This window comes from Sulfitobacter sabulilitoris (genome assembly GCF_005887615.1).
GTDB lineage: Bacteria > Pseudomonadota > Alphaproteobacteria > Rhodobacterales > Rhodobacteraceae > Sulfitobacter_E > Sulfitobacter_E sabulilitoris.
The window spans coordinates 636,053-660,632 of sequence record NZ_VANS01000001.1 but is presented as its reverse complement, the minus strand read 5'-3'; the positions used below and the strand labels follow the sequence as shown (position 1 = coordinate 660,632).

Genomic DNA, 24,580 nt, shown 5'->3' with positions numbered 1-24,580 from the left:
CTGTTCCTTATGAGATCAAATGCAGAACATTTCAATCAAATTCTTGCTGGTCCAGTATTTGGGCAAAGAGGTTAATGAGATGTTGATGTGGGTGCGAATGCGACATGGATCAGGGCGGTGTTGATCTTTTTCAAGGAACGGCTGGCGTTCCTGTCGGTGCCCAAGACCGGCACGACGGCCTATGAGACGGCGCTGGCTCCGCGCGCCGATATGGTCATTTCCGAGCCGCCGATGCTCAAGCACGCGCCGGTGTATCGCTACAACCGCTTCATCCGCCCGATGTTCCTCAAGGTCTGCGAGGTGGAGCTTGAGCTGATGGCGGTGATGCGCGAGCCGGTCAGCTGGCTGGGAAGCTGGTACCGCTATCGGCAGCGCCCCTTCATGGCGGGCAAGCCCAACAGCACCGACGGGATCAGCTTTGACGATTTCGTGCGCGGCTACATGAAAGGCCAGCGGCCCGGCTTCGCCGATGTGGGCAGCCAGCTCAAGTTCCTCGAATCCCAGCCGAACGGCGTCGGGGTGACGCATCTTTTCCGCTACGAAGACCAGCCGCGATTGCAGGCCTTTTTACAGGCACGCCTGGGTGTGACGCCGGAACTGGCGCGCGAAAACGTATCGCCCAAGATGCCGCTCGATCTGTCACCAGAGGTCGAGACGCGGTTTCGCCGCAAGTTCGCCGATGATTTCGCGCTCTATGACAGCATTCCGGGCTGAGGCCCGGCATCACGCATGCGCCCGGCGCGTGCAGCCCCGGCGCGATTTGGGTCAATGCAACTGGTTGTGCACGGTTTCCGTCAGATCGCTGAGCGAGAAAGGCTTGGGCAGGAACACCGAATTGGGAATGTTGGTCTGCGCCTCGCCAAAGCTCTCCTCGGCATAGCCCGACACGAACACAACCCGAACGCCCGGCCGTTCCTTGAGCGCCTCTTTCACCCAGCTGGGGCCGTCCATACCCGGCATCACGACATCGGTGACAAAGACGTCGATGTTCAGCGTCTCGTCTTCCAGCGTCTTGAGCGCGGCCTCGGCGGAGTCGGCCTCGTGCACAGTATAGCCGCGCAGGCGCAGGGCCCGGCTGGCAAAGGCGCGAACGGGCGCTTCGTCTTCGACCAGCAGGATCACTCCGTCGCCATGCGGCGCGGCGGGTGCGGTCGATTTGGGGTGCGGCACGGCCCGCGCCGTCTCTGCCGCGCTCAGCACCGGGAAATACAGCGAAAAGCACGTGCCCTCGCCCAATTGGCTGTCAACGAAGATGTACCCGCCCGTCTGCTTGACGATGCCGTAGGCGGTGGACAGGCCAAGCCCCGTTCCCTCGCCCGTGCGCTTGGTCGTGAAGAAGGGCTCGAACACCTTGGGCAGCTTGTCAGGTCCGATGCCGCTGCCGTTGTCGATGACCCGCACGGCGACATAATCGCCCACAGGCACGGTCACGCGGTCACGCTCCAGCGGATCGGATAGCGTGATGCTTTCCGTGACGATCCTGATTTCGCCGCCCGCGGGCATGGCGTCGCGCGCATTCACCACCAGGTTCATCATCACCTGTTCAAGCTGGCGCTTGTCGGCGCGGATCGATTTCAGCACCGGATCGTGGCTTAGCGTCAGGGTGATCTTTTCGCCCACCAGACGGTTCAGCAGATGCGTCAGGTCGGCCAGCGTGTCGCGCATGTCCACGGTTTCGAGGCTCAGCGTCTGCTTGCGCGAGAAGGCCAGCAACTGACCGACGAGCGCGGCCGCGCGATTTGCGTTCTGGTTGATCTGCACCAGGTCGCCGTAATCGGGGTCGCCCTGGTCGTGGCGCAGCAACAACAGGTCGCAATGCCCTGATATTGCGGTCAAAAGATTATTGAAGTCATGCGCCACCCCGCCGGCAAGCTGACCGATGGCCTGCATCTTCTGGCTTTGGACGAACTGCGCCTCCAGTGTCTTGAGCTTGGTGGCGTCATGCAGCACCGCGATCAGGGCGGGCCCGTCCCTGTCTGTCGTCTGGTTCAGGGTGATCCGCACGATCACCTCCTTGTCGGCGCGCTTGAGGCGCAAAAACTCTGACGGCTGCCCCGTCCGTCCCTCCATCACATCCGACAGCCAGTCGCCTATGGCGCGGCCCGGCCCTTCCATCAACTCGGACATGGTCACGCCGTCGCGCAGCGCCACGCCCACAAGCGATGCCGCCATGCGGTTGAAGCCCTGCACGGTGCCGCTGGCGCTGATCTTGAGCAAGGGCACCGGCAGATCCTGAACCACGCCCCAGTCGGGATCGTTCGCCGATGCCTCCTCCGCCGTGTCGGCCGGCAACAAATAGATCGCGCGCCGCCCGGCGCCGGCTTCGACCTCGACGACACGCGTGCGCAGCGGGCCATCCTTGCCCGAAAGATCGCAGATGCTGCCAGAAACGAGCGGCAGGTCCAGAAACAGCCGATCCAGCGATTTGACCCGCGTGCCGACAAGTTTGCGCGCCGGATCGTTCATGAACAGCACCGCATCGGTCCGGCCCAGCATGACCATCGGCAACGCCGGCCCCGCGCCGCCGCGCACTCCGTCGTGGTCGATGATATCCTCCACCCGCCACAGGTATCCGTCCTGCCCCATCTGGTGTACGCCCAGGCGCACGTGACCCTTGCGCGTCACCAGATCCTCGCGCGCGGCACCATCGGCCTGCGCCCGCGTCTGCAACCGGAACAGTATGCTGCCGGGGTTGGCGAAGCTGTTGGTCAGCGTCGCGGTCAGGGTGTCGTCGATGTCATTGCCGAATTTCGCCCGCGCGGCGGCGTTCGTGCTGAGGATCAGGCCGTCGGCATCGGTGGCAAAGCTGGGTGTCGCGTCTTTCTCCAGGAAATCGGCAATCACCCCGATGGCCGCATGGCGGCGCCTCGCGTGCCGCGCGGCCAGCCCGGCAACAAGACCGGATATCGCGATCAGCGTCGCCGCGCCGGTCCACAGTGCCATCTGCACAAGGCCTGGTTGCGCGCTAAGCGCCACGACGCCCAGAAAGATCGCGCCGACCGTCAGCGTGAACAAGCGCCCGGAGGCGTGTTCAGTCAATCGGGTCAAAGCGTTTGGTGATAAGGCGCTGCGTCGCACTCTGGCCCCCGATGCTGTTGCGAATCCTGCTCGCATTACGCGCGACAGGAGTTAATTGCGGCTTAACCAGACCGCATTTCGCATCTTTGGGTTGAGTATGCCGCGTTTCAAACGCGCGTCAAGTGTGCGGTGAAGAACCCGTCGCCCTGGCTGTCCACGTCCAGACGGCGCACATGGGACTGCCGCCAATTCGCATTCCGTCGCAGGAACGCGGCGATCCGGTCCTCGTTTTCGCAGGTCAGCACCGAACAGGTGGCATAGGCCAGTGCGCCGCCGGGCGCGACAAGGGTCATCGCCGTCGTCAGGATACTGTCCTGAAGCGCTGTCAATTCGTTCAGGCGCTCGCCGGTCAACGCCCATTTCGCATCCGGCGCGCGCCGCCACGATCCACTGCCCGAACAGGGCGCATCGCACAGCACCAGATCAAAGGGCGCATGGGAGGCCACCGCGTCGGTCGCGAGCTGCGTGATCCGTGCGCCTGCGCGGGCGGCGCGGGCCGGCAGATCCTGCATCCGCCGCGGATCGATGTCGTGGGCAAAGACTTCGCGCGCGTCCTGCATCGCGATCGCCAGCGCCTTGCCACCGCCGCCGGCGCAATAATCCAGCACCCGACGCCCGGGGGGCAATGCCTCGACCACCGCCTGGCTTGCCGCATCCTGCAGTTCGACCCAGCCGTCGCGGTAGGCGCGCGAATTGCGCAGCCTGCGCGCCCCTTGCGTGATCGTCAGCGCCGCCGCGGCCAGCGGGTTGGGCGCCGTCATCACACCCTCATCGGCCAGATCCGCCCGCGCTGCCGCCACATCCGCCTTGCGCAGGTTCACCCGCAGGCTGACCGGCGCGCGCTCCTGCAACGCGCGTGCCGTCGCCTCGGCCGTCTCGCCCAGCGAACGGGTGAATTCCGGCAGCAGCCAATCGGGCAGGTTCCACGCCGTGCCCAGGTCGTCGGGCATTGCGGGCACGGTCGTCTCTTCGGCGGTCAGCGGTGCGGGCGCGTGGCCCTGCCCGTCGAACACCGTCTCGATATCGGCCCCCGCCTCGCGCAACGCGCCGATCATCAGCGCACGGCCCGACGTGCCGCCGCCAAGCGCTGCGGCGCTGCGCCGGGTACGCACGACATCGAACACATGGTCGCGCACCGCCGCGCGATCCTTGGACCCGGCAAACCGGCTGGACCGCGCCCAACGGGTCAGGGCTTGCTCAGCAGCCTGGCCCGCCGCCATCATATCCAGAATCTCGATCGCCGCCGCCACCCGCGCACCCGGGGTCACGGCGTGGTCCTTGCATCAAGATCGGCGTCCAAGGCTTGGATTTCAGTCTTCATGTCCGGTAATTCGGGCTCTCGCGGGTGATCTGCACATCATGCACGTGGCTTTCCTTTAGGCCCGCGCCGGTGATCTTGACGAAGGTGCACTTGGTGCGCATCTCCTCCACCGTGGCGCAGCCGGTATAGCCCATCGCAGCGCGCAGACCGCCGACAAGCTGGTGGATGACCGCGCCGGCGCTGCCCTTGTAGGGCACCTGCCCCTCGATCCCCTCGGGCACCAGCTTGTCGCTGGCGGCGTCCTTCTGGAAATACCGGTCCGCCGAACCGCGCGCCATCGCGCCAAGGCTTCCCATCCCGCGGTAGCTTTTGAAACTGCGGCCCTGGTACAGGATGATCTCGCCGGGGCTTTCGTCGGTGCCGGCGATCATGCTGCCCACCATCGCGCAGGACGCCCCCGCGGCGATCGCCTTGGCGAAATCGCCCGAGAACTTGATCCCGCCGTCCGCGATCACGGGCACGTCACCGGCCGCGGCGGCACAGTCCATCACCGCCGACAACTGCGGCATGCCCACGCCCGCGACCATCCGCGTGGTGCAGATCGACCCCGGGCCGATGCCGACCTTGATCGCATCCGCGCCCGCGTCGATCAGCGCGCGCGTCGCCTCGCCGGTGGCCACGTTGCCCGCGACGATCTGCACCTCGTTGGACAGCGATTTGGCGCGGCGGACAGCGGCGGCCACGCCCGCCGAATGGCCATGCGCGGTGTCGATCACGATCATGTCGGCGCCTGCGTCCACCAATGCTTCCGAGCGTTCGAACCCCGCATCGCCCACGGTCGTCGCCGCGGCAACCCGCAGGCGGCCCAGCCCGTCCTTGCACGCCGTGGGGTTCAGGACCGCCTGTTCCGTGTCCTTGAGGGTCAGCAAACCGGTCAGCTTGCCTACCCCGTCCGTGACCAGCAGTTTCTCGATGCGCCGCGCCTTCATCAGGCTGATCGCTTCTTCGCGGTCGGCCGGCTCGCGCAGGATGGCAAGGTTGTCGCTGCTCATCATCACCGCGACCGGCGTCTTGTCGTCGCTGGCAAAGCGCATGTCCCGGTTGGTGACGATGCCCACGACGCGGCCCGCGTCATCGACCACCGGAAACCCCGTGACGTTATAACGCTGCTGCAGCGCCTTGGCGTCGGCCAGCGTCTGATCGGGGCGCAGGGTGATGGGATTGTAGACGATCCCGCTCTCGAACCGCTTGACCTGGCGGATCTGCTCTGCCTGCTCGTCCACCGACAGGTTGCGGTGCACGACCCCGATGCCCCCGGCCTGCGCCATGGCGATGGCCATGCGCGCCTCGGTGACGGTGTCCATCGCCGAGCTGAGAAGCGGAATGTTCATGGATATCGCGCGGGTCACGCGCGTCCGGGTGTCGGCGGTGGAGGGAAGCACCGATGACGCCCCCGGAACCAGCAACACATCGTCGAATGTCAGGGCCTCACGAATCTCCATACCGCACCTCGATTTGGGAGTGTTCATTTGGCGGTTTCCTATTTCACGGCTGGCGGCAAATGAAAAGGCCCAAGGCACGCCGCGCGGGATTGCATTGTGTGCCGCCGCGCGCAAAGCTGGACCAGGGGCACACCGGGGGCGCGACATATGGCGAGACACGGCTATGACGACGGCAGGTTGGATCTGCCGTTCGTCGGGATTTCGACGTTCGGCAAACGGCCGTACCTGTCCGACTGGGCCGCGCTGGACGCAGATGTCGCGATCCTCGGCGCGCCGTTCGACGCGGGCACCCAATGGCGCGCGGGCGCCCGCTTTGGCCCTCGCGGCGTGCGCGAGGCCTCGACCCTCTTCAGCTTCGGCCACGCCGGCGCCTATGACCACGAGGACGACGCGACCTACTTGCCGGGGCACGTCAACATCGTCGACATCGGCGACGCCGACATCGTGCACACCGACACCGAACGATCCCACGCCAATATCGAAACCGGCGTGCGGGCGATCCTCGATGCGGGCGCCCTGCCGGTGGTGATCGGTGGCGATCATTCGATCAACATCCCCTGCATCCGCGCCTTCGACGGCCAGGGCGACATCCACATCCTGCAGATCGACGCGCATCTCGATTTCGTCGATGAACGCCATGGCGTGCGGCACGGTCACGGCAACCCGATGCGCCGCGCCGCCGAACAGCCCCACGTCACCGGGCTCACGCAGGTGGGCATCCGCAACGTCTCCTCCACCGCCGCCGAAGGCTACGACGATGCCCGCGCCATGGGGTCCGAAATCATATCCGTCCGCCAGGCCCGCCGCATGGGCAACGACGGGGTGCTGGCGCGCATCCCCGATGGCGCCCGGATCTACATCACCATCGACATCGACGCGTTCTGCCCCTCGATCGCGCCGGGCACCGGAACACCCAGCCACGGCGGGTTTCTCTATTACGAGGTGCTCGAACTGATGCAGCTCGTCGCCGGGAATCACGACGTCGTGGGCATCGACCTCGTCGAGGTGGCGCCCGACTACGACCCCACCGGCTCCACGACGATCCTCGCGGCGCAATTGCTGCTGAACACGCTCGGCTTCATCTTCCACGCACGATCCCTGCGCTGATCCCGGCTTCTTCGGGGTGCAAATACTCCCGCCGGAGGCAAACACACGATGCTCCGGCAAAGCCGGACCTCGTGGACATGGAATGCGGGCTTGCCCGCGCATTATGATCCGGCACCGGCTTCCCATGCCGCCGCTGCGGCATTATGTGACGCACATCGGCTTTCCCTGACCGGCCAGCGCGTTATGCTTGGCCAAAAGACCCATAACCCAAAGTCTGGCACCAAACATGAGCAGCGATCCCCTCGTCATCTTCACCCCGTCGGGCAAGCGGGGCCATTTCCCCGTCGGCACACCCATCCTCACCGCGGCGCGGCAGTTGGGCGTGGACCTCGACAGCGTCTGCGGCGGGCGGGGTATCTGTTCGAAATGCCAGATCACGCCGGGGTATGGCGAATTCTCCAAGCATGGCGTGACGGTGCGCGACGACGCCCTGTCCGACTGGAACGCCGTCGAGCAGCGCTACAAGGACAAGCGCGGGCTGAAGGACGACCGCCGCCTGGGCTGCCAGGCCACCGTGCAGGGCAATGTCGTCATCGACGTCCCCCCCGAAAGCCAGGTGCACAAGCAGGTGGTGCGCAAGCGCGCCGAGGCGCGCGACATCGTGCTGCACCCCTCGACCCGGCTGTTCTATGTCGAGGTGGCGGAGCCCGACATGCACGACCCCTCGGGCGATCTGGAACGGTTGTGCGACGCGCTGCGCGAGCAGTGGCAACTCGACAATGTGCATGCCGACCTGCATATCCTGCAGACCATGCAGCCCATCCTGCGCAAGGGCGGTTGGAAGGTGACCGTCGCCGTGCACCTGGGCGACGACCAGAACCCGCCGCGCATCATGCAGATCTGGCCGGGATATCACGATGGTTCGGTCTATGGCCTTGCCGTCGATCTGGGCTCCACCACCATCGCGGCGCATCTGTGCGATCTCCAGACCGGCGCGGTGCTGGCCTCCTCTGGGGTGATGAACCCGCAGATCCGCTTTGGCGAAGACCTGATGAGCCGGGTGAGCTATTCGATGATGAACCCCAAGGGGGCCGAGGAAATGACCCGCGCGGTGCGCGATGGCATGAACGGGCTGTTCACCCAGATCGCCGCCGAGGCCGGGATCGACAAGGCGCTGATCGTCGATGCGGTCTTTGTCTGCAATCCGGTGATGCACCACCTATTTCTCGGCATCGACCCGTTCGAACTGGGCCAGGCGCCCTTCGCGCTGACCACCTCCAATGCGCTGCGCCTGCGTTCGGGCGATCTGGGGCTCGACATTCACCCCTCCGCACGGGTGTATTTCCTGCCTTGCATCGCGGGCCATGTGGGCGCCGACGCCGCCGCCGTGGCCCTGTCCGAGGCGCCCGACAAGTCCGACGACCTCGTGCTGATCGTCGATGTGGGCACCAATGCCGAGATCCTTCTGGGCAACCGCGAAAAGGTTCTCGCCTGTTCCTCGCCCACCGGACCCGCCTTTGAGGGCGCGCAAATCAGCGCGGGCCAGCGGGCCGCACCCGGCGCCATCGAACGGGTGGAGATCGACCCGGTGAGCAAAGCGCCGCGCTTCAAGGTGATCGGGTCGGATCTTTGGTCCGACGAGCCTGGATTCGACGCCGAAATCGGCGCCTCGGGCGTGACCGGCATCTGCGGCTCGGGCATCATCGAGATGGTCGCCGAAATGCGCATCCACGGCATCGTGGACGCGCCGGGGCTCATCGGCTCGCCGGAACAGACCGGCTCGGACCGCTGCTTTCTGGATGGGCGCACCTATTCCTACCTGGTGTTCGACGGGACGGCGCAGGGCGGGCCGCGCATCACCATCACCAACCGCGACATCCGCGAGATCCAGATGGCCAAGGCGGCGCTCTATTCCGGGGCGCGCCTGCTGATGGACAAGTTCGGCGTGGACCGGGTGGACCGGGTCGTGCTGGCAGGCGCGTTTGGCGCGCACATCAGCCCCAAGCACGCGATGGTGCTGGGCATGATCCCCGATGCGCCGCTCGACAAGGTGACAAGTGCCGGCAACGCGGCGGGCACCGGTGCGCGCATCGCATTGCTGAATACCGCCGCGCGGGCCGAGATCGAGGCGACGGTCCGCGCCATCCACAAGGTCGAGACGGCGATCGAGCCGCGGTTCCAGGAGCATTTCGTCAATGCCTCCGCCATTCCCAACGCGGTGGAGCCGTTTCCGATCCTGCGCTCCATCGTCGATCTGCCGACGGCCACGTTCAACACCGGCGGCGGCGGCGGCGGCGACGCCGGGGCGGATGGCGGGCGACGCCGGCGCCGGCGGGCCTGAGCCATGGCGGGCGCACCGTCGAATGCCGATCAGGCGGAGTTCTGGTCTTCGGCCTCGGGCCTGAGCTGGGTCACCCATGCCGCCGAGATGGACGCGACGTTCCGCCCGGTGCTGGACGGCCTGTTGCAGCGCGCGGCGATCGCGCGGCACGATCGCGTGCTCGACCTTGGCTGCGGCGCGGGCGCCAGCACCCGTGCGGTGGCCGAACGTGTCGGCCCCGCGGGCTTTGTTCTGGGCGCGGATATTTCGCCGCCCCTCGTGCAGCGCGCGGCGGAACGGCTCGCGGGATTGCCGCAGGCCCGGGTGATTTGCGCCGATGCGGCGGTTCATCCATTCACCGATGATTTCGATCATGTGGTCTCGCGCTTCGGATCGATGTTCTTTGCGGATCCGGTGGCGGGTTTCGTCAATCTTGCCGCTGCCCTGCGCCCCGGCGGGCGGATGACCCTGGCCACATGGGGCGAAATCGCCGCGAACCCTTGGTTCACCCTGCCCGCCCGTGCGGCCAAGGCGGTGCTGGGCGCCCCGCCGAAATCCGACCCGGATGCGCCCGGCCCGTTTTCCCTGCGCGATCCTGCGCAGATCGCGTCGGTGTTGCGTCAAGCTGGGTTGGGACAGATCGCGACCGAGGTCACGGATCTGCACCTGACCGTGCCGGGCGATCTGCGGGACGCCGCCGAGTTGTGCACGCGGATCGGCCCCGCCGCCGGCACGCTGCGGCATTTCGGTGGCGACGAGACCGCCCGCCTGGCCATTCGGGACGGTATCATCGAGGCCTTTGCCGGTTTCCGGACAGCGACAGGCGTCCGGGTCCCCGCGCAGGTGAATTTCGTGACCGCCACGCGCCCGGTCTGAACCGGCGAAATCCGGCACCCGGCCCCGCGCGCGGGCTTGACGCTGACGGCGCCGCAGCCTATCAGGCGATCAGAGCGCGCGGGTATGGTGAAAAGGTATCACGAAAGCTTCCCAAGCTTCAGTTGAGGGTTCGATTCCCTCTACCCGCTCCAGCTTGTCCCCATCTTGTACGATCAGACGCGATGCACCGGTTCCGGCGTGGCGGTGGGGGCTGCCTGCCCCCGGACCCCCGGAGGTATTTCAGGCCAGACGAACCCGTGTCAGACCGCCCCGGGCGGATCGCGCCCGGGGCGAAATGTCTGGTCAGCCCATCAGGATATCGCCGAAATCGTCGCGCAGGTTGCGTTTGAGCACCTTGCCGGTGGCGTTGCGCGGCAGAACATCGGTAAAGACCACGCGATCGGGGATCTGCCACTTGGCGATCTTGTCCTCGAAGATGGCCAGGACGTCTTCTTCGGAGGGATCGTGGCCTTCGGCCTTGACCGCGACAAGGACCGGGCGTTCATCCCACTTCGGGTGCCTGGCGCCGATCACGGCGGCGTCCGACAGCATGTCATGGGCGATGGCGATGTTTTCCAGCTCGACCGAGCTGATCCATTCGCCGCCCGACTTGATGATGTCCTTTGAGCGGTCGCGGATCGTGAGATAGCCGTCGGCGTCCATGGTCGCGACGTCGCCGGTGTTGAACCAGCCGCGCTCGAGCGTGTCCTCGGTGGTGGAGCGGAAGTAGCTGTCGAGGATCCAGTAGCCGCGCACGACCAGATCGCCCTGGCTCTTGCCGTCATGGGGCAGCGGATTGCCTTCGTCGTCGACGATCTGCAATTCGACGCCAAAGGGCGGGCGGCCCTGGTTTTCGCGCAGTTTGTGCAAGTCGGCCTCGGGCAGCGACATGTGCTTGGCCAGCGGTTGGTTGATCGACCCGATCGGCGACATTTCGGTCATGCCCCAGGCATGAATCGTCTCCACGCCGTATTTCTCGCGGAAGGCGGTGATCATCGAGGGCGGACAGGCCGACCCGCCGACCACCGTCTTCTTGAGGCTGTCGAGCGTGCTGCCGGCCTTTTTCGCCTCGCCCAGCAGGCCCAGCCAGATCGTCGGCACGCCCAGTGCGATCGTGACCTTCTGTCCATCGATCAGCCCCACAAGAGACGGCCCGTCGAGCCCGGGCCCCGGCATCACCATGCGCGCGCCGACCATGGCACAGGCATAGGGCGCGCCCCAGGCGTTGACGTGGAACATCGGCACCACGGGCAGCACCACATCCATCGCCGAAAAGCCGATGCTATCGGCGAGATTCACCGCGAAACTGTGCAGCACGGTGGAACGGTGGGAGTAGAGAACGCCCTTGGGGTTTCCTGTTGTTCCTGATGTATAACAGAGGCTTGAAGCGGTTTCCTCATCCAGTTTCGGCCACTGGTAGTCGGCATCGCCATCGGCGATCAGGTCATCGTAGAACAAAAGGCCTTCGATCTGCCCGGCGGCCTCGTCGTCGCGGCCCTCCATCAGCACGACATGCTTGAGGTTGGTCAACTGGTCGCGCACCGACGCCACCAGCGGCACGAAGGTCTTGTCGATGAACAGCACCTGGTCGTCGGCGTGGTTGATGATGTAGACAAGCTGCTCGGGGAACAGGCGCGGGTTGATCGTGTGACAGACGAACCCGCCGCCCGCCGCCCCGAAGTAGATTTCCAGATGGCGGCGGTTGTTCCAGGCGATGGTGCCGCAACGGTCCTGCGGATCGAGCCCCAGACCGGTCAGCGCCGAGGCCAGCTTTCGCGCGTTCTGCGCCACCTGCCCCCAGCTTGTCGTCTCGGCCCCGCCGCCGGTGTTGACGGAATAGACCTCCGTCGCGGCATGATACCGCTCCGCATGGTCGATAAGACTGGAAATCAAAAGGGGGGCAGACATCATCTGGCCAAGCATAGCGGGTCCTCCAAACCTATGGGCGAGCCGGCTGCGCCTCCACGTTGCCGGATCATTTCGTGCACCGTGCCGCGATTGACCGCCCGGTGCAAGCCTTGGCAAGCGGCGGCGCGCGGTCTATCCGTTGGCGCCATGACATTGCAGTATCACACGTCCCTCGATGCCGCGCAGCAGCGCGCGCTTGGCATCGATCCGCCGGCCCCGCTGGCGATGGCCGACCAGGTCAGGTCGAGCGAGATCGACGTTCTGGGACACGTCAACAACGCCGTCTACATGAACTGGTTCGAACGGCTGCGCGTGCGCTACGCCGGAGACTACGGATTGTATTCGGGGCGCGCGGGCCAGGCGGCACGCAGCGTGATCCGGTCGGGCACGATCCATTACCGGCAAGAGATGCTGATGGACGAGGATTACGTCGTCACTTGCCGGTGCCTGGCGTTTCGCACCACCTCCTATACACTGGGGCAGCAGATCTGGGCAGGCGGCACGATGCGTGCGACGCTCGACTGCGTGGTGGTCCTGCTGCATCCGGACAGCACCGAACGGTTTGCGATCCCGCAGGCGGTGCGCGACCGCTTCATCACCCGCGACGGCGCGCGGCAAGACGGCTAGCGCATAGCCCCAGAAAGGCCGGACCCAGGATGACGCTGCTTCAGATCACATCGCTGCTCATCGTTCTGGCGGGGGCGTTCGGTGCGATCAATTACTTCTTTTTGCGGTTGCCGTCCTCCATCGGGATCCTGGTGGTGTCGCTGCTGGCGTCCTTCGGGTTGCTGGGCCTCGACCAGGTGGTGCCGGGGCTGGGCATTGCCGACACCGTGCGCGGGATCGTCACGGGCATCGATTTCTCCGACGCGCTGCTTGAGGGGATGCTGGGCCTTTTGTTGTTCGCCGGTGCGCTGCATGTGAAGCTCAGCGATCTGCGTGCGGAATGGCGGGCGGTGATGTTGATGGCGACGCTGGGCGTGGCGCTGTCCACGGTGGTGATCGGGGTCGGTTTTTCGTGGCTGACGGGAATGCCGCTGCTGGTGGCGCTGGTGTTCGGCGCGCTGATCTCTCCGACCGATCCGGTGGCGGTGCTGGGGGTCTTGCGCGCAGCCAACCTGCCCCGCGCGCTGGAGACCAAGATCGCGGGGGAATCGCTGTTCAACGACGGTGTCGGATACGTGGTCTTTCTGGTGCTGGTGGGGCTGGCGTTTCCGGGCGGGGGGCACGCGGCCGACGACCCGCTCATGGGCGCGTTGACGTTGTTTGTGCAAGAGGCGCTTGGCGGCGCGGCCCTGGGGCTGGTGCTGGGGTGGCTCACCTTCCGGGTGATGCGGCGGATCGACGACTACGCGCTCGAGGTGTTGCTGACGCTGGGTCTTGCCTTCGGCGGCTACGAACTGGCGGTCTATCTGCATGTGTCGGCGCCGATCATGGCGGTCTGCGCGGGGTTGCTTATCGGCGATGTGGGCACGGCACGCGGCATGTCCGAGGAAACCCGCCGCTATGTCGATGCCTTCTGGACGCTGGTTGACGAGATCCTGAACGCGGTCCTGTTCCTGCTGATCGGCTTCGAAGTCTTCGCCATCACCTTCTCGGGCGATCTGTTCCTGACGGCGATGGCAACGATCATCCTTGCGTTGCTGGGGCGGTTGGTGGCTGTGGCGGTGCCGATCTCTATCCTGCGGCCATTCCGGCAGTTCGACGCCGGTGTCACCCGGATCATGACCTGGGGCGGGCTCAAGGGCGGGATCTCGGTGGCGCTGGCCCTGTCGATGCCGGACAGCGACTGGAAGCCGCTCATTCTGACCTGCACCTATATCGTAGTGGTGTTTTCGATCGTCGTGCAGGGGCTGACGGTGGCGCGGCTGGCCAAGCGCGTCGGACGCGCGCCGGATCTGATGTAGGGGCCCCGGCGGGGCAGCCCGCCCTGCCCAACCTGCCCGGTCAGCGGTGGCGGTGGATGAAATCGATCAGTGCGGCGGTCGATCCGTCCTTTCCCGTGGCGGGCTCGGCGCCTTCGACCACGGGTTGCAGCGACGTGGCCAGTTCCTTGCCCAACTCGACCCCCCATTGATCAAAGCTGTTGATCCCCAGGATGACGCCTTCGACGAACACGCGGTGTTCGTAGAGTGCCACGATCTGCCCCAGCATGAAGGGATCGAGCAGCGGATAGGCCAGCGTGATCGACGGGCGGTTGCCGGGAAAGACCCGGTGCTGCGCCTGGCGCTCCAGCTCGGGCCCCGAAAGCCCCGCCTCGGCCATCAGAACACGCGCCGCGTCGATGGAACGGCCCCGCATCAGCGCCTCGGACTGGGCAAGGCAGTTGGCGATCAAAAGCTGGTGGTGATGGGCCAGATCGGGTTCGTGACCCGACGCCGCCACCATGAATTCGCAGGGAATGACGCGGGTGCCCTGATGGATGAGCTGGTAGAACGCGTGTTGCCCGTTGGTGCCCGGCGCGCCCCAGACCACCGGGCCCGACGCCAGCGTCAACGCCTGCCCGTCCATCGCCACGCGCTTGCCGTTCGATTCCATTTCAAGCTGTTGCAGATAGGCGGGCAATTGCGCCAGCCGCTGGTCATAGGGCAGCACGGCGCGGGTCGCGTGACCGCAGACCTGATTGTGCCAGATCCCCACGAGCGCCAGCATCACGGGCAGGTTGTCCGACCAGTCGGCGGCGCGGAAATGCCTGTCCATCGCCTGCGCGCCGCGCAGGAACGCGTCAAAGGCACGCGGCCCGATGGCGATCATCAGCGACAGCCCGATGGGCCCCCAGACCGAATACCGCCCGCCGACCCAGTCGTCGAAGCCGAACACGCGTTCGGGCGGGATGCCGAAGGCCGCCGTCTTGTCCCGCGCGGTGCTGACGGCGGCGAACTGCGCGCCCGCATCGCCGCCGTGGTGCGCCATCCACGCGCGGGCGGTGCGCGCATTGGTCATCGTCTCGATCGTCGAAAAGGTCTTGGAGGCGACGATCACCAGCGTGGTTTTCGCGTCCAGCCCCCGCAGGGTGTCTGAGATATGCGCACCGTCCACATTCGACACGAAATGGCAGCGCGGGCCGTCATGGTAGGGCGACAGCGCCTGCGTGGCCATCGCGGGCCCAAGATCGGAGCCGCCGATGCCGATGTTGACCACGTCGGTGATGGCGCCGCCTCGAACCTCGCGCGCATAGGCGCGCATCCGCGCCAGCGTGTCGATCACGCCGGGCATCACATCGGTGCCGTCAACCATGACCGGGCCGCCGTCGAGGTTGCGCAGCGCGGTGTGCAGCACGGCGCGGCCTTCGGTCTCGTTGATCGGCCGGCCGGTGAACATCGCCTCGCGCCGCCCGGCCACATCGGCCGCGTCGCACAAAGCGATCAGGGCCGCGCGCGTCCGGGCGTCGATGTTGGTCTTGGAGTAATCGAGCCGCAGGGAGCCCATTTGCGCGCTGAACCCCGCCGCGCGGTCGGTATCGGCGTTGAACAGCGACAGGATGGACCGGTGCGCGTGATCGCGGTGCCGCGCGCGCAATGTCTCCCAATGCGCGGTCAGGCGGCCCAATGCACCACTCCCTCGTCCATGACCGCGTTGATCGGCGCCTCTTCGGGTGGCAACCTGGCCGCGCGGTCAATTGCGTCGCGCTTGTCCTCGCCAAAGATCACCAGGTGTTTCGACATCGCGTCGTTCAGAACCCGCGCGCTCAGCGTCATGCGCGGCTCTGGCTGGCCGGGCGCCACGATCGGGCACAGGGCCGGCGCATCTGACGCCAACGCGCGCTCCAGCCCCTCGGCCCCCGGAAACAGCGATGCGGTATGCATGTCGGCGCCCATCCCCAGCAGCAGCACCGAGATCGGCAATTCCGGATCAAGCGCCTGGGCCAGGTCGGCGGCGGCCTCCTGCGGGGTCTGACCGGCGCGGTAGAACGGCACGAAATGCGCCTGCGCCGCGCGATCCACCAGCAGCCGTTCGCGCACCAGCGCGGCGTTCGAGCGGGGGTGATCGGGCGCGACCCAACGCTCGTCGGTCAGCATCACGTGCACGCGGCTCCAATCCAGGTCGGCGGCGCAGAGTGCGTCGAAGATCGGGCCGGGCGTGGTGCCGCCGGGCACGGCGAAACTGGCGGTATCGTGCTGGAACAGGCAGTTCTCCAACTCTCCGGCGAGCAGGTTGGCGACATCAATGGCCAGCATCTCGCGGTCCGGATATGTCTCTATCTTCATGGGCTTACCTTTCGCCATTCGCGCCCGTCGCGGCGCATCAACTGATCGGCGGCATCCGGTCCCGTGCTGCCGCTGTCATAGGGCTTGGGCACGTCGTTGCGCGCCTCCCAGCCTTCGATGATGGGATCGGTCCAGGACCAGGCGGCCTCGACCTCGTCGCCGCGCATGAACAACGTCTGATTGCCCCGGATCACATCCATGATCAAGCGCTCGTAGGCATCCACCTGATCGGCGCCCTCGGGCCCCAGCGCGTCGGCAAAGGTCATGTCGAGCGGCACGTCGATCAGCCGCATCCCCCCCGGCCCCGGTTCCTTGATCGTCACGCCCAGCGTGATGCCCTCGTTGGGTTGCAGGCGGATCGACAGCACGTTGCGGTGCCGTCCCGCTTCCTCGCCAAAGATCGAATGCGGGGTGTCCTTGAACACCACCGTGATCTCGCTCGACCGGGCCACCATCCGCTTGCCGGTGCGCATGTAGAACGGCGTTCCGGCCCACCGCCAGTTGCTGATCGCGGTCTTCAGCGCGACAAAACTTTCGGTGCGCGAGCGCGGATTGTCCACCGCCGTGCGGTAATCGGGTTGCGCGGCCTCGTTGCCCGGTTCGGCCAGGTATTGACCGCGCACGATGTGGTGCGGCTCGACCGGGTCGAGCGCGCGGATGACTTTCAGCTTTTCGTCGCGCACGGCATCGGGATCGAACCGCGCGGGCGGTTCCATCGCGATCAGGCACAACAGCTGCATCAGGTGGTTTTGCACCATATCGCGCATGGCGCCCGATTTGTCGTAGTAGTCGCCCCGCCCGCCGACCCCCACGGTTTCGGCCACCGTGATCTGGATGTGATCGACATACTGGCTGTTCCACAGTGGCTCGAACAGCATGTTGCCGAACCGCACCGCCATCAGGTTCTGCACGGTTTCCTTACCAAGGTAGTGGTCGATGCGGTAGATCTGCGTCTCGTGGAAATATCTGGCCAGCGTCGCGTTCAGGTCGCGCGCGGTCCTGAGATCGCGGCCAAAGGGTTTTTCCACCACGATTCGGGCGCTGGCATCGGCCATGCCCCAGCTTTGCAGCCGTTCGGCCAGATCGCCGAACAGGCCGGGCGCGACCGAGAAATAATACGCCTCGACCCTGTCGGTGCCTTTCATCAGGTCCTGCAATTCGGCCCAGCCGCTGTCGCCGCGCGCGTCGATCGACACGTAATGAATCTGGCCCAGGAATTCGTCCAGCGTACCGTCGTCGCAGGCGCGGCCGCCGCCGAATTCGCGGATCGCTTCGGCCACCATCTCGCGATAACCGGTTTCGTCCATGTCGGTCCGGGCCGCGCCGATGACGCGCGCGTCACGGGGCATCTGCCCCGAGCAATAGCGCCGGAACAGACCGGGCAGAATCTTGCGGCGGGCCAGATCGCCGGTGCCGCCGAAGATCACCAGATCGAAAGGTTCGACGGGAATAACGCGGGAAACCATTTTTGTCCTCAAATCTGCGGATGGATCGAAAAAACCGGCTTACCTAGCCATGTTAGCGCAAACATAAAGCAGATATGCCGTGTTTTTTCAATCATCACAAGGCTGTGCGCAAAAGTTTTGAGCCTTTATTTGCTTTCCGCCGCACCGTAGCACACTTACAGCACGATCAAAGCGAGCAGACAGGGAATTCCATGAAAGACTTGGCAGAGGCCAACGCAGGCAAGTTCACCGACCCCCGGACCACCGCCAAGGGAGAGCCGCGCGCGACCGTGGCGTTGAGCCATCCCGAAACGTTGTGGTTCAACACCGGGACGCTGTGCAACATCGAATGCGTGAACTGCTATATCGAAAGCAGCCCCGGCAATGACCGCCTTGTGTATATCACCGCGGCCGAGGTCGAAGCCTATCTGGACCAGCTGGACGACCGCCAGTGGCCAGTCACCGAGATCGCCTTTACCGGCGGCGAGCCCTTTATGAACCCGCAGATGATCGCGATGACGCGCGCGGCGCTGGCGCGCGGATACGACGTGCTGATCCTGACCAACGCGATGCGGCCGATGATGCGCAAGCCGGTTCAGGCGGGTCTGCTTGATCTGAACGCCGCCTACCCCGGCAAGCTGACGCTGCGCATTTCGGTCGATCATCACGACGCCGACCTGCATGATGCCGAACGCGGCGCGGGCGCTTTCGACAAGACGCTCAGGGGTATGGCCTGGCTGCGCGACAACGGCTTTCGCATGGCCGTGGCGGGACGGTCCGTGATGGCCGACAGCGAGGCCGAAAGCCGTGCCGGCTATGCCGCCTTCTACGCGCAGCACGGCTTTGACATCGACGCCCATGACCCCGGCATGACGGTGCTTTTTCCCGAGATGGACGAAGCGGTGGAGGTTCCCGAAATCACCACCGCCTGCTGGGGCATCCTGGACAAATCGCCCGACGCGGTGATGTGCTCCAGCTCTCGCATGGTGGTCAAGCGCAAGGGCGCGGCCAAGCCGTCTGTGCTGGCCTGTACGCTGCTGCCCTATGATCCGGAGTTCGAGCTGGGCACGACGCTGGCCGAGGCGGAGCGCGACGTGGCGCTGAACCATCCGCATTGCGCCAAGTTCTGCGTGCTGGGCGGGGCCAGTTGTTCGGCCTGAGCGCTAGAGCCTGATCACATGCCCGTCGCGCGGTTGCGCGGTGCCGGTGGCCAGCGCGTCATAGACCGCCGGCGCAGCGGCGATGCCGTGGTGCACCCGCACCGTGACCCAGTCGGGCGCGCCGCCCGCGATGCGTTTCCACGCTTTCGCGATCTTGTCCTCCATCACGCCCGGCCCCCACTCCGCGCGCCGCTTGGCGATCTGGGCGGGTGCGAAAAAGAACTGCGGCTTGGCGCCCGGCAGATCCTGCTTGGCCTCGAACTTGTCCCAATGGCTCAGACCGACGGCGGCGGAATGTTTGACGCGGTCGCGCAAGTGCCCGTGCAGCGCCGCCTTGACCGCGCCGTTGCCCGCCATATCGACATAGACCGACGGGACGTCGTCGATCCGGTCGATCTCATCGTAGCTCAGCACCCGGTCACAGGCGCCCGACCCCTCGACGAAGGCGCGGTTGCGGTCTGACGTCAGCCCGACGATGCCATAGCCGCGCGCCGCCGGTTCGGCCAGGAACTTGCACAGGCCCAGCCCGGTTTTCGACGACGCGCTGCCCACGATCACCTGTTGCGCGCCGAACAGGTCATTGTCCATCAACCAGTCGAACAGCAGATAGGACGTGGCCAGAAGCGGCTGCAACAGGGCGCGCATGTGGTCTTGCTCGGGCGTGCTGCGCACGGGCGTGTAGCGGTTGTAGACCCCCGGCAGGTCGGCGCGATGCGGCGCGGTATCGACGATGGCCCCCTGTGCATCCGCCCGGGGCGTGATCACCAGTTCTTCGGCCAGCGGATAGAACCCATAAAGCCGCGTACCCGGCGCCAGCGCCTCGGCGTTGCTCTGCGTCACTTCGGCGACGCCCCAGACGGGAACCAGGCCCTGCCCCTCGATGCCGGTAGGAAAAAACTGCCAATATTGCGTGGTGAACCCAACGGCGGCATAGGTGACGTTATTCGCGGTCAGCGCAAAGCTTTCCAGTTTCAGCCGCGCCTGACCGGGGCCCAGCGGTGCGGAGGCGACCTCCTCCAGCCGTGTCCGCGTGATGTCGTATTGATCCACCAATAGTCGTTGCATCGGTCGCCCCCTTTGTCATGCCGTCGCGGTGCAGCCTAGTCCACGCAGGCCCCGATGGGGGCGGGAAACTTGTCGCAACGTCGCGTCAGTCGGCTTGGGGCGCCTAGTGCAGCGTGAATTCGCCCGTCACGTTGCGCCATTCGCCGGGGCCGATCAGCTTGCGATGGGTGAACCGCACCGAATGCAGCGCGCCCTCGATTTCCGATTGCCAGTATTCGACGAACCGGAACAGCCGCGGATGATCGGGCGCCAGATCGTAATCCTGCCAGACAAAGGTGTTCAGCACATGCGCATAGTCGGGCATGTGGTAGAACATCTCGGCCGTCGTCAGGCCGTAGCCCTTGAGCATCATCTCGGTCTCGGAGCGGGGTGCAGGAGTGCGGCCTGCGGGATGGTTCGACTTGGGCATCGGAATACCTCTTGAACTGCCTCACAGGGTCCATTGTGCCACGATCAATTTACTTTTCAATAAAAACAATGGTGTGGCGATGTGATCAGGGCGTGGGGCGGCTCCGGGGCGGTCTGGCATTGCACCTTATGTACCCCCTCTGATATAGGTTTGTCACAATATATAGACCTGATACAGCGAGCGGGCAGATCACGTGAACGACACGCCAGAACCACCTGAAAACGATGATGAAATCCTGCCGGAGCGCCCCGAATTCGAGGGGCCGTCGGTCAGTATCGAGCACGAGATGCGCACGTCCTATCTGGACTATGCGATGTCGGTCATCGTCAGCCGTGCGATCCCGGACCTGCGCGACGGGTTGAAACCCGTTCACCGGCGCATCCTGTTCGCGATGCACGAAACCGGCAATACCCACGACAAGAGCTACCGCAAATCGGCGCGTCCCGTGGGCGACGTGATGGGCAAATACCACCCGCACGGCGATTCCGCGATTTACGACGCGCTTGTGCGCATGGCGCAGGATTTCTCGATGTCGCTGCCGCTGCTGGACGGTCAGGGCAACTTCGGCTCGATGGACGGCGACAATGCCGCCGCGATGCGCTACACCGAAGTGCGCATGGACAAGCCCGCAGCCTATCTGCTGGCGGACATCGACAAGGAAACCGTCGATTTTCAGGACAATTACGACGGCAAGGATCGCGAGCCCACGGTTCTGCCCGCCCGCTTTCCCAACATGCTGGTCAACGGCGCGGGTGGCATCGCCGTCGGCATGGCCACGAACATCCCGCCGCACAACCTGGGCGAAGTCGTGGACGCCTGCCTTGCCCTGATCGAAGAGCCTGACCTGACCTCCGAGCAGTTGATCGAGTATGTGCCCGGTCCCGATTTTCCAACCGGCGGCATCATGCTGGGCCGCTCCGGCGCGCGCAAGGCCTACCTCGAGGGGCGCGGCAGCGTCATCATCCGCGCCAAGACGCGGGTCGAGGAGATCCGCAAGGACCGCTATGCCATCGTCGTGGACGAGATCCCCTACCAGGTGAACAAGGCGTCGATGATCGAAAAGATCGCCGAACAGGTCCGCGAAAAGAAGATCGAAGGCATCGCCCACGTTCAGGACGAAAGCGACCGCAACGGCGTGCGCGTGGTGGTGGAGCTGAAGCGTGATGCGACGGCGGAGGTGGTGATGAACCAGCTCTACCGCTTTACCCCGATGCAGACATATTTCGGCTGCAACATGCTGGCGCTCAACGGGGGGCGGCCCGAACAGCTGACCCTGCGGCGGTTCCTCACGGCCTTCATCGACTTCCGCGAGGATGTCGTGGCGCGGCGCACCGCGCATCTGCTGCGCAAGGCCCGCGAGCGCAGCCACATCCTGTGTGGCCTGGCCGTGGCCGTCACCAACATCGACGAGATCGTCGCGACGATCCGCGCCTCGGCCGATGCGGCAGAGGCCCGCGAGAAGCTGATGACCCGGCGGTGGCCCGCGCAGCCGATCCTCGAATATATCGCGCTGATCGACGATCCGACCCATACCGCCAACGACGACGGCACCTACAACTTGAGCGAGGCCCAGGCGCGCGCCATTCTGGAATTGCGGCTGCAACGCCTGACCCAGATCGGTGTCCAGGAAGTCACCGGCGAATTGGAAGAGCTGGCCGGCAAGATCAAGGAATACCTTGAAATCCTCGGCAGCCGCGAGCGGATCATGGGCATCATCAGCGACGAGTTGCGCGAGGTGCGCGAGCTGTTCGCCGTGCCGCGCCGCACCGAGATCGTGGACTGGTCCGGCGACATGGACGACGAGGACCTGATCGCGCGCGAGGAGATGGTCGTGACCGTCACCTCCGGCGGCTACATCAAGCGCACGCCGCTGGCCGATTTCCGCAGCCAGCGCCGCGGCGGCAAGGGCCTGGCCGGCATGCAGACCAAGGAAGAGGATGTGGTCACCACCCTCTTCGTGGCCAACACCCATACGCAGCTTTTGTTCTTTACCACCGACGGAATGGCTTACAAGCTAAAGACATGGCGGTTGCCGCAGGGCGGGCGCACGTCCAAGGGCAAGGCGATCGTCAATATCCTGCCGATCCCGGTGGGCGTGTCGGTGGCCGCGATCCTGCCCATCGACCGCGAGGAAAAGGACTGGGCCGATCTGCAGGTCGTGTTCGCCACCTCGGCCGGTACGGTGCGGCGCAACAAGCTGTCGGATTTCACCAACGTCATGCGCAACGGCAAGATCGCTATGAAATTCGAGGGCGAGCACGAAGGCACCACGCTGATCAACGTGCGCATCGCCTCGCCGCAGGATGACGTGATGCTGGTCACCTCTTCGGGCCGCGCCATCCGCTTTCCCTCGACCGCCGTGCGCGTGTTCAACTCGCGGTCGTCGGTGGGTGTGCGGGGGATTCGCCTGACCGGAAACGACAAGGTCGTGTCGATGTCCGTGATCCGTCATTTCGACGCCACGTCAGACGAACGTGCCGCCTATCTCAAGATGCGGCGCGCGATGGCCGGTCTCGCCGACGAGGCCGACGAGGCGGACGAGGAAGAGGGCAACGCCAACATGCCCCTGCCCCAGGAACGCTACGCCGAGATGTCGGCGGCTGAAAACCTGATCCTGACGATCACAGCCAAGGGCGCCGGAAAGCTGAGTTCGAGCCACGATTACCCGGTGCGCGGGCGTGGCGGCATGGGGGTGCAGGCGATGGACAAGGCAATGCGCGGTGGCGCGATCGTCGCGTCCTTCCCCGTCGAGATGGACGACCAGATCATGCTTGCCACTTCCAAGGGGCAGTCGATCCGCGTTCCGGTCGAGGGGATTTCATTCCGTTCGCGCAGCGCGGGGGGCGTCAAGGTCTTCGATACCGGCAAGAACGAGGAAGTCGTCAGCGTCGCCTGGATCGCGGATCAGGCCGACGAGGATGTCGTCGAGGGCGATACCGGCGACGACACCACTGCCGACGAATGACCTGACGACGGCGCAGCGGCCCGGGCCAGTTGGCTCAGGGCCGCCTGCGCGTCGCGGGTGCGGCCACGGCCCAGCATTTCGGCAGTGCGCGCCAGCGCCTGCGGCAACAGCAGCGGATCGAACCTTGTGTCCGCATCGGCATCGCGGCGGGTGACGGCCAGATAGCCCACCGCCCGATCCACCGCCCCGTAGTGGTATTTGTAGGCTTCCGTGCCGTGGCCGAAATCGTAGGTCCGCAGACCGGCGGAAATGGCCGCGTGAATGGCCTGGCTGTGCATCAGCAGTCCGATATCCAGATCGTCGACCCGATCGTCGCGTCCGGTCAGCAGGCAGTGGGCCATCCCGCGCGGCGCGTCGATCACGAAGGCCAGCGCGCCCAGCATCCTGTCCCCGCGCCACAATGACGGCATGTAAAGCAGCCCGAGCGCTTCGGCGCGGATCATCATCGTCCGGTATTTCCCGGCGATCAGGTCAAGCCGGGCGGGGGAATTTTCAGCGGCCCAGCGGGCAGACCACAGCGCCAGCAGACGTTCGCGCACATCCTGCGGATCCGTGTCGGCCGCCGACCCCACCCGGACGACGCCACTGTCGATATGGCGGCGCGTGGCCTTGCGGATCTTCTTGCGGGTGTTGCGGCTCAGCCCGGCAAGGTAGGCGTCATGCGACGCGGGCAGCGCGATCTGCGGGCATAAAAGCTGGTTCGTTGCCCCATCGTTTATCGTGTAGGGCGGCCACGCCACGTCGAAGCCCCGGCCGCCGAGGGCGGCGGCGAAACGGACAAGCCTGTGGCCCGTGGGTTCGTACCGCAGCGACAGACGCGCCCAGGGCAATTGCGCCGCACACTGCCCCAAGGCGGTCAGCGCCTGCGCCTCGCGGAGCGGATCCGGATCACAGACAAAGCCGGTATATTCGCTGAAGCACAGGCGACCCGCCGCGGCGATATACGCCTGGAACCGGCGCTGCGCGCTGCTCCAGTGGAGGCGGTAGCGCAACGGCAGAAACGCGGTGAACCGGTCCGGCTGGTTCGGGTCGGTCGCGGCGAGAACACGCCATTGGCCGTGATTGTCGGCGAAAAGCTGGTACAGCCAGTCCCAGGACAGGAACACCCCCGCCTGCGGATCGCGGGCGTGCAGGTCTTCCCAGGCGGGCCGCAGCGCCTTGAACCCTGCGAGGTCGTCAATCACGACGATATCCCGCGTCTGGCGGGATCGGGCAATTGACGCCGTGCTGCTGATGGTCGTGCGAAAGGCTGTCGTCACAATGGTCCCGGTCCGGTGGCAAGGCACGGCATGGCCGTGGCGCAAGGGGTTCGGGGGCTGTGTGACATCGAAATGCG

Annotated in this window: 18 protein-coding genes and 1 tRNA gene; 9 read left to right on the top strand and 10 right to left on the bottom strand. The window is 65.6% G+C overall.

Annotated features, from left to right (window positions below; genetic code table 11):
- Positions 1–117 precede the first annotated feature (117 nt).
- Complete coding sequence (locus FDT80_RS03010) at positions 118–714, top strand: gamma-glutamyl kinase (protein WP_138660749.1); 597 nt, start codon at positions 118–120, stop codon at positions 712–714.
- A 51-nt stretch (positions 715–765) separates the two neighbouring features.
- On the opposite strand, the gene FDT80_RS03005 is transcribed toward FDT80_RS03010, so the two are convergent.
- From FDT80_RS03005 to guaB, 3 genes are all read right to left on the bottom strand, one after another.
- Positions 766–2,943, bottom strand: a complete 2,178-nt coding sequence (locus FDT80_RS03005) for an ATP-binding protein (RefSeq protein ID WP_138661760.1) — start codon at positions 2,941–2,943, stop codon at positions 766–768.
- A gap of 242 nt (positions 2,944–3,185) precedes the next feature.
- The gene (locus FDT80_RS03000; protein ID WP_138660748.1) at positions 3,186–4,346 is read right to left on the bottom strand and encodes an RsmB/NOP family class I SAM-dependent RNA methyltransferase; all 1,161 of its coding nucleotides are present in this window, start codon (positions 4,344–4,346) and stop codon (positions 3,186–3,188) included.
- 49 nt (positions 4,347–4,395) lie between these two features.
- Positions 4,396–5,841 (bottom strand): IMP dehydrogenase, encoded by a 1,446-nt coding sequence (gene guaB / locus FDT80_RS02995; RefSeq protein WP_138660747.1) that lies wholly within the window; start codon positions 5,839–5,841, stop codon positions 4,396–4,398.
- Between the two features lie 147 nt (positions 5,842–5,988).
- Here guaB and speB point away from each other — a divergent pair, with 147 nt between their 5' ends.
- From speB to FDT80_RS02975, 4 genes are all read left to right on the top strand, one after another.
- Entirely contained in the window at positions 5,989–6,948 is a 960-nt protein-coding gene (gene speB / locus FDT80_RS02990; protein WP_138660746.1) for an agmatinase, read from the top strand.
- A 226-nt stretch (positions 6,949–7,174) separates the two neighbouring features.
- Positions 7,175–9,229: an ASKHA domain-containing protein gene (locus FDT80_RS02985; RefSeq protein WP_138660745.1), complete on the top strand. Its 2,055-nt coding sequence runs from the start codon at positions 7,175–7,177 to the stop codon at positions 9,227–9,229.
- Between the two features lie 3 nt (positions 9,230–9,232).
- Positions 9,233–10,084 (top strand): class I SAM-dependent methyltransferase, encoded by an 852-nt coding sequence (locus FDT80_RS02980; protein ID WP_138660744.1) that lies wholly within the window; start codon positions 9,233–9,235, stop codon positions 10,082–10,084.
- Between the two features lie 78 nt (positions 10,085–10,162).
- Positions 10,163–10,236, top strand: a tRNA-Gly gene (locus FDT80_RS02975).
- A gap of 151 nt (positions 10,237–10,387) precedes the next feature.
- Here FDT80_RS02975 and FDT80_RS02970 read toward each other — a convergent pair.
- Complete coding sequence (locus tag FDT80_RS02970; RefSeq protein ID WP_138660743.1) at positions 10,388–12,007, bottom strand: long-chain-fatty-acid--CoA ligase; 1,620 nt, start codon at positions 12,005–12,007, stop codon at positions 10,388–10,390.
- 132 nt (positions 12,008–12,139) lie between these two features.
- Between FDT80_RS02970 and FDT80_RS02965 the strand changes: the two genes are divergently transcribed.
- Complete coding sequence (locus FDT80_RS02965; RefSeq protein ID WP_138660742.1) at positions 12,140–12,619, top strand: acyl-CoA thioesterase; 480 nt, start codon at positions 12,140–12,142, stop codon at positions 12,617–12,619.
- Positions 12,620–12,648: 29 nt separating this feature from the next.
- On the top strand, positions 12,649–13,899 hold the full coding sequence (locus FDT80_RS02960; RefSeq protein WP_138660741.1) for a cation:proton antiporter: 1,251 nt from the start codon (positions 12,649–12,651) through the stop codon (positions 13,897–13,899).
- A 40-nt stretch (positions 13,900–13,939) separates the two neighbouring features.
- Here the strand turns inward: FDT80_RS02960 and pgi are convergent, their stop codons facing one another.
- The 3 genes from pgi to zwf are packed head-to-tail and all read right to left on the bottom strand — an operon-like array spanning position 13,940 to position 17,666.
- Entirely contained in the window at positions 13,940–15,532 is a 1,593-nt protein-coding gene (gene pgi / locus FDT80_RS02955; RefSeq protein ID WP_138661759.1) for a glucose-6-phosphate isomerase, read from the bottom strand.
- Entirely contained in the window at positions 15,529–16,200 is a 672-nt protein-coding gene (gene pgl, locus FDT80_RS02950; protein ID WP_138660740.1) for a 6-phosphogluconolactonase, read from the bottom strand. Before pgl ends, pgi begins: the two co-directional genes overlap by 4 nt.
- Positions 16,197–17,666, bottom strand: a complete 1,470-nt coding sequence (zwf, locus tag FDT80_RS02945) for a glucose-6-phosphate dehydrogenase (protein ID WP_138660739.1) — start codon at positions 17,664–17,666, stop codon at positions 16,197–16,199. The genes pgl and zwf overlap by 4 nt, the downstream gene beginning before the upstream one ends.
- Before the next feature lie 191 nt (positions 17,667–17,857).
- On the opposite strand from zwf, the gene FDT80_RS02940 reads away from it, so the two are divergent.
- Positions 17,858–18,805 (top strand): radical SAM protein, encoded by a 948-nt coding sequence (locus FDT80_RS02940; protein ID WP_138660738.1) that lies wholly within the window; start codon positions 17,858–17,860, stop codon positions 18,803–18,805.
- A gap of 3 nt (positions 18,806–18,808) precedes the next feature.
- On the opposite strand, the gene FDT80_RS02935 is transcribed toward FDT80_RS02940, so the two are convergent.
- Positions 18,809–19,870: a DUF2855 family protein gene (locus tag FDT80_RS02935; RefSeq protein ID WP_138660737.1), complete on the bottom strand. Its 1,062-nt coding sequence runs from the start codon at positions 19,868–19,870 to the stop codon at positions 18,809–18,811.
- 103 nt (positions 19,871–19,973) lie between these two features.
- Positions 19,974–20,279 (bottom strand): usg protein, encoded by a 306-nt coding sequence (locus tag FDT80_RS02930; RefSeq protein ID WP_138660736.1) that lies wholly within the window; start codon positions 20,277–20,279, stop codon positions 19,974–19,976.
- Positions 20,280–20,472: 193 nt separating this feature from the next.
- Between FDT80_RS02930 and gyrA the strand changes: the two genes are divergently transcribed.
- Positions 20,473–23,244 (top strand): DNA gyrase subunit A, encoded by a 2,772-nt coding sequence (gene gyrA / locus FDT80_RS02925; protein WP_138660735.1) that lies wholly within the window; start codon positions 20,473–20,475, stop codon positions 23,242–23,244.
- Here gyrA and FDT80_RS02920 read toward each other — a convergent pair.
- Complete coding sequence (locus FDT80_RS02920; protein WP_170311767.1) at positions 23,184–24,428, bottom strand: GNAT family N-acetyltransferase; 1,245 nt, start codon at positions 24,426–24,428, stop codon at positions 23,184–23,186. The two genes, gyrA and FDT80_RS02920, sit on opposite strands and share 61 nt — an antisense overlap.
- Between the last annotated feature and the right edge of the window lie 152 nt (positions 24,429–24,580).

Excerpts from the sequence above, each read along its gene's own strand:
- FDT80_RS02980 (WP_138660744.1), top strand. The coding sequence starts at position 9,233 with ATGGCGGGCGCACCGTCGAATGCCGATCAGGCGGAGTTCTGGTCTTCG.
- FDT80_RS02970 (WP_138660743.1), bottom strand. The coding sequence starts at position 12,007 with ATGCTTGGCCAGATGATGTCTGCCCCCCTTTTGATTTCCAGTCTTATC.
- FDT80_RS02965 (WP_138660742.1), top strand. The coding sequence starts at position 12,140 with ATGACATTGCAGTATCACACGTCCCTCGATGCCGCGCAGCAGCGCGCG.
- guaB (WP_138660747.1), bottom strand. The coding sequence starts at position 5,841 with ATGGAGATTCGTGAGGCCCTGACATTCGACGATGTGTTGCTGGTTCCG.
- zwf (WP_138660739.1), bottom strand. The coding sequence starts at position 17,666 with ATGGTTTCCCGCGTTATTCCCGTCGAACCTTTCGATCTGGTGATCTTC.
- FDT80_RS02985 (WP_138660745.1), top strand. The coding sequence starts at position 7,175 with ATGAGCAGCGATCCCCTCGTCATCTTCACCCCGTCGGGCAAGCGGGGC.
- FDT80_RS02940 (WP_138660738.1), top strand. The coding sequence starts at position 17,858 with ATGAAAGACTTGGCAGAGGCCAACGCAGGCAAGTTCACCGACCCCCGG.
- pgl (WP_138660740.1), bottom strand. The coding sequence starts at position 16,200 with ATGAAGATAGAGACATATCCGGACCGCGAGATGCTGGCCATTGATGTC.
- FDT80_RS02935 (WP_138660737.1), bottom strand. The coding sequence starts at position 19,870 with ATGCAACGACTATTGGTGGATCAATACGACATCACGCGGACACGGCTG.
- speB (WP_138660746.1), top strand. The coding sequence starts at position 5,989 with ATGGCGAGACACGGCTATGACGACGGCAGGTTGGATCTGCCGTTCGTC.
- FDT80_RS03005 (WP_138661760.1), bottom strand. The coding sequence starts at position 2,943 with ATGGCACTGTGGACCGGCGCGGCGACGCTGATCGCGATATCCGGTCTT.
- FDT80_RS02960 (WP_138660741.1), top strand. The coding sequence starts at position 12,649 with ATGACGCTGCTTCAGATCACATCGCTGCTCATCGTTCTGGCGGGGGCG.
- FDT80_RS02930 (WP_138660736.1), bottom strand. The coding sequence starts at position 20,279 with ATGCCCAAGTCGAACCATCCCGCAGGCCGCACTCCTGCACCCCGCTCC.